Source organism: Actinomyces acetigenes (assembly GCF_031296635.1).
Classification (GTDB): Bacteria; Actinomycetota; Actinomycetes; order Actinomycetales; family Actinomycetaceae; genus Actinomyces; species Actinomyces acetigenes.
This window is the reverse complement of record NZ_JASPFC010000049.1, coordinates 1-15,502: the sequence shown is the minus strand read 5'-3', so window position 1 is coordinate 15,502 and position 15,502 is coordinate 1. Positions and strand designations below refer to the sequence as shown.

Here is a 15,502-nt window from a genome sequence, read left to right as displayed (position 1 = left end):
GTGGCCGGGCTGGTTCCGACGTCGTCTCAGGGCAGGCGCCAGTCCACGGGCGCGGCCCCCATCTCGGTGAGGATCGTGTTGGCGCGGCTGAAGGGGCGCGAGCCGAAGAACCCGCGCGAGGCCGACAGCGGGGACGGGTGCGGCGAGGCGATGATGGGGGTCCGCCCCAGCATCGGGGTCAGCGACTGCGCCGGCCGTCCCCACAGGATCGCCACGAGCGGGCCGCCGCGCTCCACCAGGGCCTCGATCGCCCGCTGCGTCACCTTCTCCCAGCCCCAGCCCTTGTGTGAGGCCGGCGCCCCCGGGCGAACCGTGAGAACCCGGTTGAGCAGCATGACGCCCTGTCGGCACCACGGCGTCAGATCCCCCGACGTCGGCCGGGGCACACCCAGGTCGCTGACCAGCTCGCGGAAGATGTTCTCCAGGCTGCGTGGGGGCTTGACGCCGGGCGCCACCGAGAAGCTCAGCCCCATGGGGTGGCCCGGGGTGGGGTAGGGGTCCTGGCCAACGATGAGGACGCGCACGTCCTCCATCGGGTAGGTGAAGGCACGCAGCACGTCGGTGCCCGCCGGGAGGTACCCGGCGCCGGAGGCCACCTCCTGGCGCAGCCGCTCCCCGATCTCATGGACCGTGGGCTCCACGGGGGCCAGGGCGCGCGCCCAGGAGGGATCAATGATCTCGGACAGGGGCTTGGCGGATGTCACGCAATGAGCCTAACGGCCTACCTGGGGCACCCGCAGGATCTTACCGGGCCCGATGTCACCGCAGTGTGAGCCGGACGTGGTGAGCAATACCCGACGAACGACGCTCGGGCCGGTATCTTGTGAGCGTGAGCAACTATGACTACCCCGAGGACGAGTTCGACGTCGGCGATGATGACGGCCCGGTTCCCGTGGGCGTGCACCGTGCCCAGGTGCCCCGGTGGCGCAGTTGGGTGCCGCTGCTGGCGATCATCATCATTGTCCCGGCGCTCGCCTGGGGCGCGGTGACGCTGTTCCTCAATGGCGCGGGAGGCTCTGGCTCGTCGGGCGCGACCTCCTCCTCTCAGCCCGCCCAGAGCGGACAGGCCGGTGGCAACAAGAACGCGGGCAACAAGAACGCGGACAACAAAGCGGATAACGCGGGCAACAAGGGCGGTGCCGCCTCGGCCAAGCCCAGCGCCTCGGCCAGCCCCTCCGGCAACGTGGACTTCACCACCAGGGTCACGGTGGCCAACGGGACGAATACTGACGGACTGGCCAAGGGGGCCAGCGAGAAGCTCACCAACGGCGGCTTCACCGCGGTGGAGGTCATCCCCGGGATCTACGAGAACGCGGAGCCGGCCAAGTCGACGGTCTACTTCAGCTCCCCGGAAGCCCGGACCGCCGCCGAGGAGATCGGCAAGCGACTAGGGATCAGCAACGTGGTGGAGGGTACCGCGGAGAACACCCAGGACGCCCCGATCGCGGTCATCCTGCGTGACGACTACAAGCCGCAGTAAAGGGGCATGAGGCCACTGGCGCATCCCGGGCGTCGTCGGTTCCTGACTCTCGCCGCGGCGGTCCCGCTCACTGCCGCCGCGGCCCTCTGGGGCGGCTCGCACCTGGTGGGCCTCGGCCGCCGCGCTCCGACGCTGCTTAGCGGCGGGCTCGTCGTGGGCGGGGGAGGGGCCCTGTACCCCCTCGCCCCGGGCGACACGGTCGCCTACGTCTTGGGGACCCGCCTGCCCCAGACCCCCGAACCGTGGGGCCTGACGACCTCGCAGCAAGGCGCCCTGACCCGTCAGGCGCTCGCCCGCCGCAAGGCGGCCCACCTTCCTCAAGGCCGGTGGGCGGACCTGGCCGACGACGCCCTGACCGACCTGCTGGCCCTGACCGGACCCGCGTTCATGCCCTGCCCGGTCAGCCCCGCTGGCTCCGTAGGTCCTGCTGTCCCGTCGGCTCGGCCGACGACGCCCCCGACTCTCTCCTCCACTGCCGGCGCTGCCTCCGCCGCCTCCGGGGGCGCCGGCCTGGAGGGCCGCGACTCGCGCGCACCCCTCCCGCCGGGGGCGGAGGTCTTCCCGCAGGGAGCGGTCGTGGCGGCGCCCGTGAGCGTCTGGCGCTACGTCTGGCCCCGGGACGCCGCCTTCGCCGCGGCCGGCCTCAGCGCGGTGAACCTGACCGATGAGGCGCTGGGCGTCCTGGGCAACCTGGCCTCCTGGCAGCGGGCTGACGGCGGCTTCGAGGCCCGCTACAACAGCAGCGGCCGGGTGCCGGACGCCCGCCCCGCCCAGGCCGACGGCGCCGGATGGTTCCTGTGGGCCGCGGGCCGACTCCTGACCGACGGCGTTCCCGCCGCCGACCTGCGTGACCGCCTGGGGACGCCTCTGGCGCGCTCGACCTCCCGGCTCTTGCGCATCACGGACACGCCCTCGCACCTGCCCGCGGCCTCGCCCGACTACTGGGAGGTCGCCGAGACGGTCCTCACTCTGGGCACAGCCGCCCCGGTGCTCCTGGGACTGGAGGCGGCGACGGCGCTGACCCGGGCCGGAGTCGACCTCGGCGCCCCCGCCCAGGCCCTGGCCGACCGGGTGGCGGCGGTGCGCAGCGCCATGGAGCGCAACTTCGCCCCCGCCTGGGGCCGCCACCTGAGGTGCGACGACGTCGACGCCGCCATCGCCCTGGTCCTGCCTCCCTTCACCCGGCCGCTGACCGGGGCCCGAACGGTGCGGCAGACGGCGGCCGCGCGCATGCGCCGCCCAGCCGGGGGGCTCGCCCCGGGCTCCAGCTGGCGCGACGACGGTGTCTCCTGGACGCCCGAGACCGCCCTCATGGCCTGGTCGGCCCTGTCGCTGGGGATGGAGGAGGAAGGGGGCCGGCTGCTGTCGTGGCTGGAGGCGCACCGCACCGCTGTCGGAGCCCTGCCGGAGAAGGTCCTGGCCGACGGCGCCCCGGCGGGGCCCGCGCCCCTGGCCTGGACCTGCGCGCTCATCCTGCTGGCCACCGCCTCACGGGCCGCAGACCGGCCCTCCTGAGCCGGGGAACCGCCCCGGGGCGGGACCGCCTGTGGGATCACCCGCGGGCCCGGCGAGATTCCCCGCTTCGCCGTCGGAGGATTCAGTGCCGATGAGAACTGAGCTCCTTGCACTCAAGGGCTGAGAGTGCCAGCATTGCGGTTAGCACTCGGGAACCTCGAGTGACAACGCATCCTTGAATGCACCAAGTTCATCCAGGCTGGAACGTGAGGGCCGGCGTCGGGCGTGACGTGAACGCCCGGGACCGATCCGTCCGTCGCGGGCACGAACCGGCCGCCCTACCACGCAGTGGAGGAAACTCAATGTCCAAGATCATCGCCTTCGATGAGGAGGCCCGCCGCGGCATGGAGCGCGGCCTCAACACCCTCGCCGACACCGTCAAGGTCACCCTGGGCCCCAAGGGCCGTAACGTCGTGCTCGACAAGAAGTGGGGCGCCCCCACGATCACCAACGACGGCGTGACCATCGCCAAGGAGATCGAGCTCGAGGAGCCCTACGAGAAGATCGGCGCCGAGCTCGTCAAGGAGGTCGCCAAGAAGACCGACGACGTCGCGGGCGACGGCACCACCACCGCCACCGTCCTGGCCCAGGCCCTGGTGCGTGAGGGCCTGCGCAACGTCGCCGCCGGCGCCAACCCGATCGCCGTTCGCCGCGGTATCGAGAAGGCCGTCGCGGCCGTCGTCGAGCGCCTGCTGGCCGACGCCAAGGAGGTCGAGACTCAGGAGGAGATCGCGGCCACCGCCTCCATCTCCGCCGCCGACGAGCAGATCGGTGCCTTCATCGCCGAGGCCCTGGAGAAGGTTGGCCACGAGGGTGTCGTCACCGTCGAGGAGTCCAACACCTTCGGCCTCGAGCTCGAGGTCACCGAGGGTATGCGCTTCGACAAGGGCTTCATCTCCCCCTACTTCGTCACCGACCCCGACCGCCAGGAGGCCGTCCTGGAGGACGCCTACGTCCTGCTGGTCGAGTCCAAGATCTCCAACGTCAAGGACCTGCTGCCGCTGCTGGAGAAGGTCATGCAGACCGGCAAGCCGCTGGCCATCATCGCCGAGGACGTCGAGGCCGAGGCCCTGGCCACCCTCGTCGTCAACCGCATCCGCGGCACCTTCAAGTCCGTGGCCGTCAAGGCCCCCGGCTTCGGTGACCGCCGCAAGGCGATGCTGCAGGACATGGCCATCCTCACCGGCGGTACGGTCATCTCCGAGACCGTCGGCCTCAAGCTCGAGAACGCCACCCTGGAGGACCTGGGTCAGGCCCGCAAGGTCGTCGTCACCAAGGACGAGACCACCTTGGTCGAGGGCGCCGGCGACAAGGAGGCCATTGAGGCCCGCACCGCCCAGATCCGCCTGGAGATCGAGAACTCCGACTCCGACTACGACCGTGAGAAGCTCTCCGAGCGCCTGGCCAAGCTGGCCGGCGGCGTGGCCGTCCTCAAGTCCGGTGCCGCCACCGAGGTGGAGCTCAAGGAGCGCAAGCACCGCATTGAGGACGCCGTGCGCAACGCCAAGGCCGCCGTCGAGGAGGGCATCGTCGCCGGTGGTGGCGTCGCCCTGCTCCAGGCCGCCGAGGTCCTCGACACCCTCAAGCTCGAGGGCGACGAGGCCACCGGTGCCGCGATCGTCAAGGTCGCCGTGGAGGCCCCGCTCAAGCAGATCGCTGCCAACGCCGGCCTCGAGGGCGGCGTGGTCGTGGACCGCGTGCGCAACCTGCCCACCGGTGAGGGCCTCAACGCCGCCACCGGCGAGTACGTCAACCTGCTGGCCGCCGGCATCGCCGACCCGGTCAAGGTGACCCGCTCCGCCCTGCAGAACGCCGGTTCCATCGCTGGTCTGTTCCTGACCACCGAGGCCGTCGTGGCCGACAAGCCCGAGCCCCCGGCCGCCCCGGCCGACGGTGGCGCCGGCGACATGGGTGGCATGTACTGATCGACGCGACTGCCTACGAGCCAGTCATCACCCGGTAGCCCGGCCGCGCGACGTCGGCCGGCCCCGGAACCGCGGCGGGCCGTCTCTCACGCACGTGAGGGGCGGCCCGCCGCCGTGTCCGTACCTGTCCGTGTTTGAGTCCCGGTCGGTTGGGCCCTGTGCCGGCAGGCGGCGTGGCGCTCACGCTGAGGGCGGGAGACGGCGCAGTCCTCACCGGTCCGCCGTGGACGGCTCCTACCAGGCGCCCAGGGGTGCCGAGCCCGCGGCCGGTGCGGGAGCCGGCGCTGAACCGGCGAAACGGCCCTGGTTGGAGGTCTCGGCATCGTCGTAGCACACGGCAGCGTTGTCCAGAGCCAGGCTGATCTGATCGAGGTTGGACTGCACCTGGAGCTGGGTGAGGTGCCAGTCGGCCGCACAGGCGGCCATGGAGTCCGACGCCGTCCCGGTCCAGCAGGACTGGAGCAGGCCGATGTCTCCCCGCATGCCATCGACCTCGGTTTGGATCGTCGCGATGCGGGTACGGGTCCGGGCGGCGGTGTCGGCCACCGCAGCGGTATCGACGGAGTAGGTGGGCATGAGGGGCGTCCTTTCGTGAGAGGCGGCCCGAGGGCCGTGCGCGGTGTGCTGGTGGTGCACTGGGGTGCGCGCTGTGCCTCTCACGGTAAGGGCCTGACCGGCGGTGTACCGGGCGAGGAGCCGGCTCTGTGGAGGGGACCTGCAGATCGCGGCCTGTGGCCCCGCAGACGGCGGGCCGTCCCTGAAGGAAGGGTCGTCCGGGCGCCTCAGAGGTCCCCGGCGCCGTCGTCGATGATCTCCTCGGTGATGGGGGCGATCTCGCCGGTACGGGCCTCGCGCAGTTCCTTGGCCTCCTGGGTCTTGGCCCGCAGCTTCTCGGTGAGCTTGTCCCGCTCGGCCTGGACTCGGGCGCGGCGGTCCTCTGCGTCGTCGGAGCGATTGCGCGAGCACATGAGCAGGTCCAGGTCCGCGATGCACGACTCCATGGAGGCGGTGTGCGTCATTGCCCCCTCGCCGTCCTTGTCCTCGCGCCCCTCGCCCCGCTCAGCGGGCGCATCGACGGGGTGACGCGCCGAGGCCACGGCCGGGATCCCGCGGGCCGGGGTATGCGGTGAGGAGGCGCTCGACGGTGAGGTGGATGATGCCGGAGCCGCCGGCGATCCTGAGGGCGCCGTGGAGGTGGGGGAGGCGGCCGCCGTCGCACCGGTCGCTGACGCAGTGGACCTTAGGGCCCTGAGCGCGGTGGGGTCCAGGCGCAGGGTGTCGCCGTCTTGGGCGGGGCCGGCCATGGGGTCCTCGGCGGGCAGCGCCTGGAGGCCCAGCGGAGGGGTGCGGGGGTCGTGCTCGGTAGTCTCGCCCGGCTGCCCGCCAGTCCCGGGAGCAGGGTCTGCGGCGGCGGGACTGGCAGATAAGGTCACCGTGGCGATAGGCGCCGCCGGTTGCTGAACGGCCCCGGCCTCCAGGGTCGCCGGGTCGGCCTGAACTCCCTGCTCCTCGGCGAGCTTGGCGAGCTGCTCGTGGAGACGTCGCTGCTCGGCCGCCAGGTTCTCCCGGGCTGGGTGCTCCCAGCGCTCGCCCAGCGGGGAGTGGAAGAGGTGCTCACGGTTCAGGAGCCGGGAGATGATCGTCAGGCGACCGCGCAGGTACTCCTCCATGGGGATGTGGGAGTACTCTTCGCGCAGCAGTCGCACGTACTCGGTGTAGGTCTGGGGGTCCACGGCCAGGGTCCCCAGGTCGGCGTCAATGAGGGCCTGGGCGTCGATGTCGTCATCGGCGAGCATGTGCCGCTTGAGGTTGACGATGAGGCTGCACACCCGCTTGACCGTCTCCGCCGGGACACCCAGGTGACGCAGGTCGGCCTCGGCGAAGGCGGCCGAGGCGGTCTCGTCCTCGCCGCCGTTGCCGCGGATGACCTCCTCGACGTCGGAGGAGAAGACGCAGCCGTGGTACCAGCAGGCAACCCGCATGATGTCTGGGTTGTGTGACTCCTCGGCCAGCTCATCGACCCGCGCGAGCATGTCGATGAGGTGGCGAAGGTTGTGGAAGCGACGATCCGGCGTGGACCAGCGCTCAATGAGGAGCTCGCCGGCGGAGCCGATCGCCTCTGGGGGCTGCGTGGCGCCAATCGCTTTCACTGAGCGGGTGAAGGCGGGCAGAAGCCATTGCGGTGCTTCGATGACACCCATGGGTCAGTCTCCGTGTTGGAAATGGAACGCGTGCCATCGTAGGACTGTCCTCACCGTGACGTCGACGTGACACAGTGTCTCGCGTGCCACTCTTGTCGTTATCGCAGGTCGACGGCCCCCTCCAGAGGTGCGGCGGGGCGCTGCCTCCTGGCTTCTGGGAGGCTCGGATGTCCGACGTCTCAGGACGCTGGTGGGTGGCCCCGACCAGAGTCGCCTCCCGAGCGCGGGGTGTTGTGGCGTCTCATGACACTGCTGTGATGCGAGCTGACCGGGTCCAAGAGCCGTTGCGCGCTGTGCTGGCGTTGCGGGCCCGAGCCGGTGCTGTGTCGGCACCGCCGGGCCCCCGGGGCAGGAGCCGGAAAGGGTAGGGCAGCGGATGGTGGGGCCGGCCCCGGGTTGAGAGCCTCCGGCCTCGCAGCGAAGACCCCACGGAATCGATCCCGCAGGCAGCCCAGTGTCCACAGCGCTGACATGAGCGATCCCGCCGTCGAAGCGCGCCCGGAAAATCGTTGGAATTCCGCGGTTCGTTTTCGTCTCGCGGCGTCGGAGCAGTGTTGATGTCAGCACCGTGGACACCGACGCCCGGCCAGACCTCGCCCATCATCCTGCCGTCACCTCCAGGGCAGCCGCCCCGCCCCCCGGTCCCCGCCCAAGAGCGCGCCTCAGACGTGAGCAGACACGACAGAGGCGCGACGGCGGGCCTACCAGGCCGGTGCGGGCGGCAGCTCGATGTGGACGGTGGCGCCGCCGCCGGGGGTCTGGAGCATCTGGACCGTGCCCTTGTGGGCGGCCACGATCCCCAGCACGATCGCCAGTCCCAGGCCGGAACCTCCGGTCTCCCGGTTGCGGGAGGTGTCCGAGCGGTAGAAGCGCTGGAAGACCTTCTCGGCCGCCTCCGGTGGCACGCCGTGGCCGTGGTCGCGGACCTCGACGACGACGACCGGCTGCGCCGTCGGGTTGGCACGCGGGGGCGCCATGCCGATGGCGATCTCCACCGGCGTCCCGGAGGGGGTGTGGCGCACCACGTTGCCCAGCAGATTGGTGAGGATCTGGGAGAGGCGGTCGCGGTCGCCGATGACCTGGAGCGAGGGGGCCTCCTTGCCGGCGGCCTCGTCGCGGGGGTCGAGGGGGATGAGGCCGCAGTCGCGCTCGGGGGCCAGCACCATCATGTCGCTCAGGGCGCCGGCGGCCAGGTCGGTGAGGTTGACCGGCTCCATCGACATCTCCCGGCCCTCGTCGATCCGGGCCAGCTGGAGGAGATCATCAACGAGGCGCCCCATCCGGTTGGCCTCGGTCTCGATACGCCCCATGACCTCGCCGGTCTTGTTCGCGGGCACCCCGCCCATCCGGTAGAGCTCGCCGTAGCCGCGGATGGCGGCCAGGGGGGCGCGCAGCTCGTGGGAGGCGTCGGAGACGAAGCGCGTCATCCGCTCCTGGGCCACGACCTGGGCGGCGAAGGAGCTCTCGTTCTGGGTGAGCATCGTGTTGATCGCCCGCTGCAGCGAGCCCACCTCCGTGGTGCGCGGCTCGGTGACCAGGATGCGGGCGGACAGGTCGCCGTGGGCGATCCGGGCGGCCACGCCCTCGATCTGACGCAGGGAACGGAACGAGCGGTGAACCAGGTAAGTGGCGAAGACGGCGCCCACCGAGATGATCGAGACGTCGGCCAGGGCCACCACGAGGCGGGTGCGCTCAACGGTCTCCATGACGTCGCTCAGTGGGAGGGCCAGGGCCACGGCGCCGGTGTACTCGCCGGTGTTCTGGTCTCGGATGAGCAGGGTGATCATCCGCCACTGGTGGCCGGGCTGATCGGAGTTGACCGTCGTGATCGGGAAGTCGCTCTTGTCCGCGTGGGCCAGGGCGCGCCGGTAGTCCAGGCCCTTGATCTGGGGCCGCCCGTACGTGGCGGCGGTGTCCGGGGAGATCCACTCCCCGTTGCGGCTGGGGTCGAGGTACTCGGCCTTGACGTAGTAGTTCGAGGGGAAGGTGGTGCTGCTGGTCCCTCCCTCGCGAATCTGGGCCAGTCCCTGGCTTCCGATGGCCACCGAGGTGGTGCGCAGCTGGCTGTCGATCTGGCCCATCATGTGGCTGTAGAGCAGCGAGGTCACCACGAAGGAGACGACGATGAGCCCGATGGCGAGCAGGCCGGTGGTCATGAGGGTCAGCCGCGTGCGCAGCGGCATCGCCTGCCAGGGCCGCTGAATCGCGGTGATCGGGTGCCATCGGCCCCGTTTGATCGGGCGGTGCTGCTTACCGGACGACTTGGCCGGGCGCGTGCTCCCCCCACGCGCCGCCGCCATCACTCGGCCTTGGGCTCGCGGAGCATGTAGCCGACTCCGCGACGAGTCTGGATGAGCGGGGTGACGGGCTGGCCATCAGCGCCCTGGATCTGGTCCACCTTGCGGCGCAGGTAGGAGATGTAGGACTCCACGATCGCGGCGTCGCCGTTCCAGTCGTACTCCCAGACGTGGTCGAGGATCTGGGCCTTGGACACGACGCGCCCGGCGTTGAGCATGAGGTAGCGCAGGAGCTTGAACTCGGTGGGTGACAGGTCCACCTCGACCTCGGCGCGGTACACCTCGTGGGCGTCCTCGTCCAGGACCAGGTCGGCCACGCGCACGACGCCGTCGTCCTGACTCTCGACGGCGTGGGTGCGGCGCAGGATCGCGCGGATACGGGCGATGACCTCCTCCAGCCCGAAGGGCTTGGTGACGTAGTCGTCGCCGCCGACAGTCAGGCCCTGGACCTTGTCCGCCATGTCATCGCGGGCGGTCAGGAAGAGGATCGGGGTGGTCACGTCGCGCTCGCGTAGACGCCGTGCCACGGTGAAGCCGTCCATGTCGGGCAGCATGACATCGAGGACCACCAGGTCGGGGGATGTCTTCTCCACCGTCTTCAGTGCGCCGTTGCCGTCGCCCGCGATCGAGACCTCGAAACCTGCGAAGCGCAGGGACGAGGCCAGCAGGTCGCGGATGTTGGGTTCATCGTCGACGACAAGGAGGTGAGCTTCGGTGCGGGACTGCTGGGAACGCTCCATGAGTCTCACCATTCCTTCAGTTTCTGGTTGTTTCCTGAGCGAGTTCCGAATGGTCGCTGTTGATAGGTCAAGTGATTGGTGTGACCTCAAGCCAATCCTAGCCTCAGGGAGTCTTGGAAATCCCACAAAACGGGGGAGCTGTGTGGTTGCTGCTTGAACAGAGGCGGCGCCGACGACTCCTCGGTGAGTCGGGCTGTGACATGAGGCGGGGCGACGACGTCTGTCGCCGCCCCGCCGTCGGGTCAGAGGAAGTCGGGTCAGAGGAATCAGAGGAAGGCGAGAGGGTCGAAGTCCTCCAGCGGGATGATGCACACGCGCGGCAGCGGGATGGTGAAGGCCTTGACGTCACTCTCCAGGTCGTAGACCGTCAGTCCCTCGCCCTCCAGAGCGGCCAGCTGGGCGTTGAGGAACTCACGGAAGCACAGGATCCCCACCTTGGCGCCGGCCTGCAGGAGCCGCTCGATGTAGGGGATGTAGTCGCCGTCGTGGCTGCCCAGCAGGACGTGGGCCTCCTGGCCGGACTCGGCCCGTTCGGCCAGCGCCTCCAGGGTGCGCTGAATACCGATGTCGACGACCTTCTCATCATTGCTTCCGGACCCGGCCAGCGGCACGGGGCGGTAATCCATGGCCAGCAGGGCCTGGATGAAGCTCATGGGCATATGGCCGCTGGTGGCGTTGAGGAAGAACAGGGCACGGGCCTCGTTCCCCTCATCCTCGGCGGCGTCGGCGGAGGACAGTTCATCGCAGTATGCGAGGACCCGGTCCCAACGGGGCCGCTCCTCAGGTTCGGGACGCCGCCCCAGCACGCTCATGCCGAGAGTGGCGTCAATGTTCTCGCCATCGACGAGAAGATAAGTCGGTACGCTCATGAGGGTCATGTTACCGGTCACGGCGTCCAGCAGCCGCCGACGACGCTCGAAGACACCGCACTGATACCGACCTTCTCTTGCTGACGACGTCGCTGGGTGCGGTCTGCGCGGTCGGGGACAATGCCCGCCCGGTGGGGACATTCGACGCCGTCGGGTGCGGAATTCTCGTCCCCCGCAGGCGTGAGATGTCCCCGGCTGGAGTGGAGTGTCCCCGGGCGCGTGGAATGTCCCCGGCTGACCCCGCGTGGGCGGGTGTCGAGGATCACGAGGCCGCCCGGCACTCATCGGGATGATGAGCACCGGGCGGCTTGTGGGGCTGAGGCGCCTGCGCGACGCGGTGAGGTCAGCTCAGCTCAGATCAGATCAGGTCAGATTAGATTAGTAGGAGGACTTCTCCTCGCCGGCCGGCTGACTCTGGTTCTTCAGGGCCGCGAAGGCGGCGTTGATCGCGTCGTCGTCGCCGTCGGTGATCTGGGCGGGGGCCTGCTGCTGGGCGCCCGGAAGGGCCGGGTTCTGCCCGGACTTCAGGGCCGCCAGACGGGCCTCGGCCTCCAGGCTGGCCCCGGAGGCCTCGAGCTCGGCGAACTGGGACTCCAGGGAGGAGCCGGCCAGCTCCATCTGCCCGGCGGCCTGGGCCTCGACCCGACGCACCTGGTCCTCGTAGCGGGACAGCTCGCTGGTGGGGTCCAGGACGTTGATGGAGCGGATGGCGCCCTGCACCTTGACCTGGGCCTCGGCGGTCTTCTGGCGAGCGATGAGCTGGTCGCGCTTGGAGCGCAGCTCGCCGAGCTTGACCTCCATCTGCTGCAGACCGGTCTTGAGCTGCTCGACGACCTGGCGCTGGGAGGTGATCATCGGCTCGGCGGCCTTGGCCTCGTTCTCCGCCGTGATCTGCTTAGTCAGTGCGATCTTGGCCAGCGAGTCCCACTTGTCCGCGCCGGCCGTGTCGCCGCCGGAGCGCAGCTGGTCGGCCTTGCGGGAGGCGGCCAGGGCCTTGTTGCCCCAGTCCTTGGCCTCGGCGACGTCGGCATCGTGGTCCTTCTCCGCCAGGCGCAGGTTGCCGATCGTCTGGGCGACGGCGTCACGGGCCTCGGCGATGGACGCCGTGTAGTCCCGTACCAGCTGGTTGAGCATCTTCTCCGGGTCCTCGGCGCGGTCCAGGAGCGCGTTGATGTTGGCGCGGGTGAGCTGGGCGATGCGCCCCAGGATCGACTGCTTCTCAGCCATGGTTGTTCGTCCTTCCGTCGAGCTGCGACGTCGGTGTGAGCAGATTGTGGGCAGGTATGGACCTGGCGCCCGTCGGGCGGTTGCCTGGCGGATCAGGGGTCATGATCGCAGGTCGCGGCGCCGGGAGTCACGCGGGCGGGGGCCGCATCGCTCAGGGCATGACTGGAGGGCGAGGAGGGCCGGCCGCCGGGAGGATGCGGCTCAGAAGTCGCCGCCCCCGTCGAAGAAGCCGCCGCCTCCACCCGAGAAGTCGCCGCCCCCGTCGAAGAAGCCGCCGCCTCCACCCCAGTCGCTGTCGTGGTGGTGGTGGGAGCCCCAGCCACCGTAGTTGTGGCCGCCGCCCAGCAGCAGGCCACCCAGCAGGAGCGAGCCCAGGTCGAGCCTGCCGCCCGAGCGGCCGTAACCGCGGGAGTAGGAGTAGCTCTCACCGGAGTGCGGGCTCCACGAGCTCGACGACCCGCGCACATCGGCCTCGGCCAGGGCCTGGGCCTGGGCCACGAGGGGCTCGGCCGCCGCGACCTCCGCCAGGGCCGCCACCGGGTCAGTGGTCTGCACAGTGGTGGCGGCCGTGGCGTGACGGGCGGCCTCACTGAGCGCCGTGCGCGCCGAGGGGCCCACCGCCCCGCGATAGGTGGTGATGTAGGAGGTCACGGACTCCACCTGGGAGTTCAGACGGGCCAGGCGCGAGCCCAGGGAGGCCCGGGCGCGCGAGTCGTTCTCCTCGCGCTCGCGGGCCGGGGCCAGGGCGGCGTCGATGGCTGCCTCGGCCCGGGCCAGGTGGTCCAGGGCGGCCAGGGGGTCGCCGCTCGGGTTGGCGCCACTGGCCTGACGGCCCTCGGCGACGGCGGCCTCGGCGTCGGCCACGAGCGGGGCCAGGGTCGCCGCTGGCACCGCACCCTCCAGGCGCTGGGCGTCCACCAGGTCCGAGGAGATCGAGGCGATGGCCGCCTCCAGGTCCTTCGCCGCGCTCTGGAGGCGCTCGCGGGCCCCGGTGACCTGGGCGGCCAGCTGGCCGGCCTGGGCGATGGAGCCCTGGGCGATGCGCACCTGCTCGACGGCCGTCGCCTCCTGGGAGGCCTCGACGCTGGTGCGGGCCTGGTCCAGGGCGGTGCGCCCGGCGGCCAGCAGGCGGCGGGCCTGCTCGGGGGCCTGGGCCACGCTGGTCAGGGAGGAGGCGGGGTAGGCGGCGCTGAGCGTCACCAGGATCGTCTCAGCCATGACGATGGCCTGCTCGGTCTCGTCGGCCCGCTGGGCGGTCTCGGCGATCGACGTCGGCAGGTTCGCCTCGATGCCGCGCCGCTTGTTGAAGGCCTCCTCCTGGGCGCGGATCTCGCCGACCGCCTCCGAGCAGCGCTGGAGGATCTCGGTGTACATCTGGCGCTGCTGCGGCTCGGTCTCGGGGATGTCGTCGTCGAGGATCTTGCGCAGCTCGAAGCACCTCGACAGGTGCTTGCGGGCGCTGTCCAGGGCGGCGGTGAAGGAGTCTGTGGCGGACAGACCGAACTGCGCCTGCGCGTAGGACAGCTCCTCGGCGGCGGCGCGCACTGTGTCGTCGGCCTGGACCAGGGCGCTGCCGGCCTGCGTGCGCAGCTGCTCCACCGTCATCGCCGCGAAGCCCGCGGGCTGGTTCCCGGGTGCGCCGCCCTGATTCCTGCGCTTGCCGAACAGCATGTCGTCGTTCTCCTTGTTCTTCCTGCGCTTGTACACCGTCCAGGCGGCGGCCCCGCCGGCCGCGACCGCGCCCCCGCCCAGCAGGAGCGGAAGTGCCGAGGAGCCCGATCCGCTGGAGCTGCCGGAGCCCGATGAGCCGGACATGTTGTCCGGGATGGCGGCCACGGCGTCGTCGTAGCTGCCTGCGCTGAGCTGCTTCTTGATGGCTGAGTCGATGCGCTTGTAGTCGGACTTGGAGAACTTCGAGGAGTTGTCGTGCGCCTGCAGCTTGTAGCTGTTGGAGGTCGAGCCGTCGGAGGGGATGTTGATGACCAGGAGCATGTCGTCGCGTCCCAGCTTCGTGTCCCTGAAGGCCTGCGCGGCGATGGCGGAGGCCTTCTGGCTGGAGTCGGAGACGGTCAGCACCCACAGGCCGACGCCGTACTTGGAGGACATGGTGTCCACGGCCTGCTGGGCCTTGGAGGCATCCAGGATCCCGAGCTCATCGGTGACGTGCTTGGTCAGGGTGGTCGACGCCGCCGGAAGGGCCCGGGGCGCGCCCGCCGAGGCGGCCGAGGCCTGCGCGGAGGCGGCGAGGGCCAGGGGTGTGGAGCCGGCCGTCGTCGGAGCCGCTGTGGCGCCGGTCGAGAGCCCCAGGAGCCCCAGGGCGGCCGCCGTCGCGACGCCGCAGAGGGCCATCTGGTGCCAAGGACGGGGGAGTGGGGGCTGCTGGTTCTTCATCGGGGCCATCGTCCCCGCCGAGTAAGGGTGTGAGCAAGTCGGTTCACCTCAGGCGGCACGCTTGCGCCTGTCACCGCGCGCAGGCAACCGAACCGGCGGCAGAATGTCACCTATGACAGACACGCTCACGATCACCGTCATCGAGCCCGAGGAGCTCGCGCCCGTGGGGCGCCTGGGGGAGTGGCTCTTCGCTGAGGGCGCCTCGCTGCGCATGGTGCGTCCCTGGCGGGGCGAACCCATCCCCACCCTGGACGAGATCGGCGACGGACTCGTCGTGCTGGGCGGCTCCATGAGCGCCCACGACGAGGGCGACCACCCCTGGCTGGCGGACCTGCGTGAGCTGCTGCGCGGCGTCGTCGCCGACGACGTCCCCGCCATCGCCATCTGCCTGGGCGCCCAGGTCGCCGCCGAGGCCCTCGGGGGCTCCACGGCCGTGCCGGCGCTGGGCAACGACGAGGTCGGCGTCGTCGAGCTGACCATCACGGCCGCCGGCGAGAGCGACCCGATCTTCGGGGCCGTGGCCGCCGAGGCCATCCGCGCCGCCCACCGCGCCGGAATCCCCACCTCCGACGGCACGCGCCTGCCCGTCATCGTCTCCCACCACGACGCCGTCACCCACCTGCCCGAGGCCGCCACCTTGCTGGCCTCCTCCGACCGCTCCCCGGTCCACACCTGGCGGGCCGGCCGGCTCCTGGCCTTCCAGCACCACCCCGAGTCCGACCCGGCGCGCGTGGCCTACTGGCGTACCCGCGACGCCCTCAACGACCTGGCCGGCACCATGGACGCGGCCTCACTCCAGGCCGCCCGCGACGCCCTGGAGGTGGCCGCCGGCCGGAGCGCTGCGCCGGGCGCCGCCG

12 protein-coding genes are annotated in these 15,502 nt (G+C 70.8%); 4 read left to right on the top strand and 8 right to left on the bottom strand.

Going from position 1 to position 15,502, the window contains the following annotated elements:
• Nucleotides 1-26 precede the first annotated feature (26 nt).
• Complete coding sequence (locus RIV14_RS12635; protein ID WP_075372026.1) at nucleotides 27-704, bottom strand: uracil-DNA glycosylase; 678 nt, start codon at nucleotides 702-704, stop codon at nucleotides 27-29.
• A 119-nt stretch (nucleotides 705-823) separates the two neighbouring features.
• On the opposite strand from RIV14_RS12635, the gene RIV14_RS12630 reads away from it, so the two are divergent.
• From RIV14_RS12630 to groL, 3 genes are all read left to right on the top strand, one after another.
• Nucleotides 824-1,480: a LytR C-terminal domain-containing protein gene (locus RIV14_RS12630; protein ID WP_081381804.1), complete on the top strand. Its 657-nt coding sequence runs from the start codon at nucleotides 824-826 to the stop codon at nucleotides 1,478-1,480.
• A 6-nt stretch (nucleotides 1,481-1,486) separates the two neighbouring features.
• The gene (locus RIV14_RS12625; protein ID WP_075372025.1) at nucleotides 1,487-2,995 is read left to right on the top strand and encodes a glucosidase family protein; all 1,509 of its coding nucleotides are present in this window, start codon (nucleotides 1,487-1,489) and stop codon (nucleotides 2,993-2,995) included.
• A 302-nt stretch (nucleotides 2,996-3,297) separates the two neighbouring features.
• A complete protein-coding gene (gene groL / locus RIV14_RS12620; RefSeq protein ID WP_075372024.1) occupies nucleotides 3,298-4,920 on the top strand; it encodes a chaperonin GroEL in 1,623 nt (540 codons plus the stop codon).
• Nucleotides 4,921-5,154: 234 nt separating this feature from the next.
• Here groL and RIV14_RS12615 read toward each other — a convergent pair whose 3' ends face one another.
• From RIV14_RS12615 to RIV14_RS12585, 7 genes are all read right to left on the bottom strand, one after another.
• A complete protein-coding gene (locus tag RIV14_RS12615; protein WP_070658292.1) occupies nucleotides 5,155-5,496 on the bottom strand; it encodes a WXG100 family type VII secretion target in 342 nt (113 codons plus the stop codon).
• Nucleotides 5,497-5,702: 206 nt separating this feature from the next.
• Nucleotides 5,703-7,121, bottom strand: a complete 1,419-nt coding sequence (locus tag RIV14_RS12610; RefSeq protein WP_075372023.1) for an HD domain-containing protein — start codon at nucleotides 7,119-7,121, stop codon at nucleotides 5,703-5,705.
• Between the two features lie 701 nt (nucleotides 7,122-7,822).
• Nucleotides 7,823-9,421, bottom strand: coding sequence for a sensor histidine kinase (locus tag RIV14_RS12605; RefSeq protein ID WP_309325213.1), 1,599 nt, complete (start codon nucleotides 9,419-9,421; stop codon nucleotides 7,823-7,825).
• Nucleotides 9,421-10,158: a response regulator transcription factor gene (locus RIV14_RS12600; protein WP_070658284.1), complete on the bottom strand. Its 738-nt coding sequence runs from the start codon at nucleotides 10,156-10,158 to the stop codon at nucleotides 9,421-9,423. Before RIV14_RS12600 ends, RIV14_RS12605 begins: the two co-directional genes overlap by 1 nt.
• Nucleotides 10,159-10,424: 266 nt before the next feature.
• Nucleotides 10,425-11,027 carry an NYN domain-containing protein gene (locus RIV14_RS12595; RefSeq protein WP_070658282.1) on the bottom strand — a complete coding sequence of 201 codons (603 nt, stop codon included), beginning with the start codon at nucleotides 11,025-11,027 and terminating at the stop codon, nucleotides 10,425-10,427.
• 378 nt (nucleotides 11,028-11,405) lie between these two features.
• Nucleotides 11,406-12,254, bottom strand: a complete 849-nt coding sequence (locus RIV14_RS12590; protein WP_075372020.1) for a PspA/IM30 family protein — start codon at nucleotides 12,252-12,254, stop codon at nucleotides 11,406-11,408.
• A gap of 201 nt (nucleotides 12,255-12,455) precedes the next feature.
• Nucleotides 12,456-14,645, bottom strand: coding sequence for a TPM domain-containing protein (locus RIV14_RS12585; RefSeq protein ID WP_075372019.1), 2,190 nt, complete (start codon nucleotides 14,643-14,645; stop codon nucleotides 12,456-12,458).
• A gap of 112 nt (nucleotides 14,646-14,757) precedes the next feature.
• Here RIV14_RS12585 and RIV14_RS12580 point away from each other — a divergent pair.
• The coding region (locus RIV14_RS12580; protein ID WP_309325212.1) for a type 1 glutamine amidotransferase at nucleotides 14,758-15,502 on the top strand (745 nt) is incomplete at its 3' end.

Coding starts and splice junctions, on each gene's coding strand:
- RIV14_RS12625 (WP_075372025.1), top strand. CDS start 1,487: ATGAGGCCACTGGCGCATCCCGGGCGTCGTCGGTTCCTGACTCTCGCC.
- groL (WP_075372024.1), top strand. CDS start 3,298: ATGTCCAAGATCATCGCCTTCGATGAGGAGGCCCGCCGCGGCATGGAG.
- RIV14_RS12615 (WP_070658292.1), bottom strand. CDS start 5,496: ATGCCCACCTACTCCGTCGATACCGCTGCGGTGGCCGACACCGCCGCC.
- RIV14_RS12610 (WP_075372023.1), bottom strand. CDS start 7,121: ATGGGTGTCATCGAAGCACCGCAATGGCTTCTGCCCGCCTTCACCCGC.
- RIV14_RS12605 (WP_309325213.1), bottom strand. CDS start 9,421: ATGGCGGCGGCGCGTGGGGGGAGCACGCGCCCGGCCAAGTCGTCCGGT.
- RIV14_RS12600 (WP_070658284.1), bottom strand. CDS start 10,158: ATGGAGCGTTCCCAGCAGTCCCGCACCGAAGCTCACCTCCTTGTCGTC.
- RIV14_RS12595 (WP_070658282.1), bottom strand. CDS start 11,027: ATGAGCGTACCGACTTATCTTCTCGTCGATGGCGAGAACATTGACGCC.
- RIV14_RS12590 (WP_075372020.1), bottom strand. CDS start 12,254: ATGGCTGAGAAGCAGTCGATCCTGGGGCGCATCGCCCAGCTCACCCGC.
- RIV14_RS12585 (WP_075372019.1), bottom strand. CDS start 14,645: ATGAAGAACCAGCAGCCCCCACTCCCCCGTCCTTGGCACCAGATGGCC.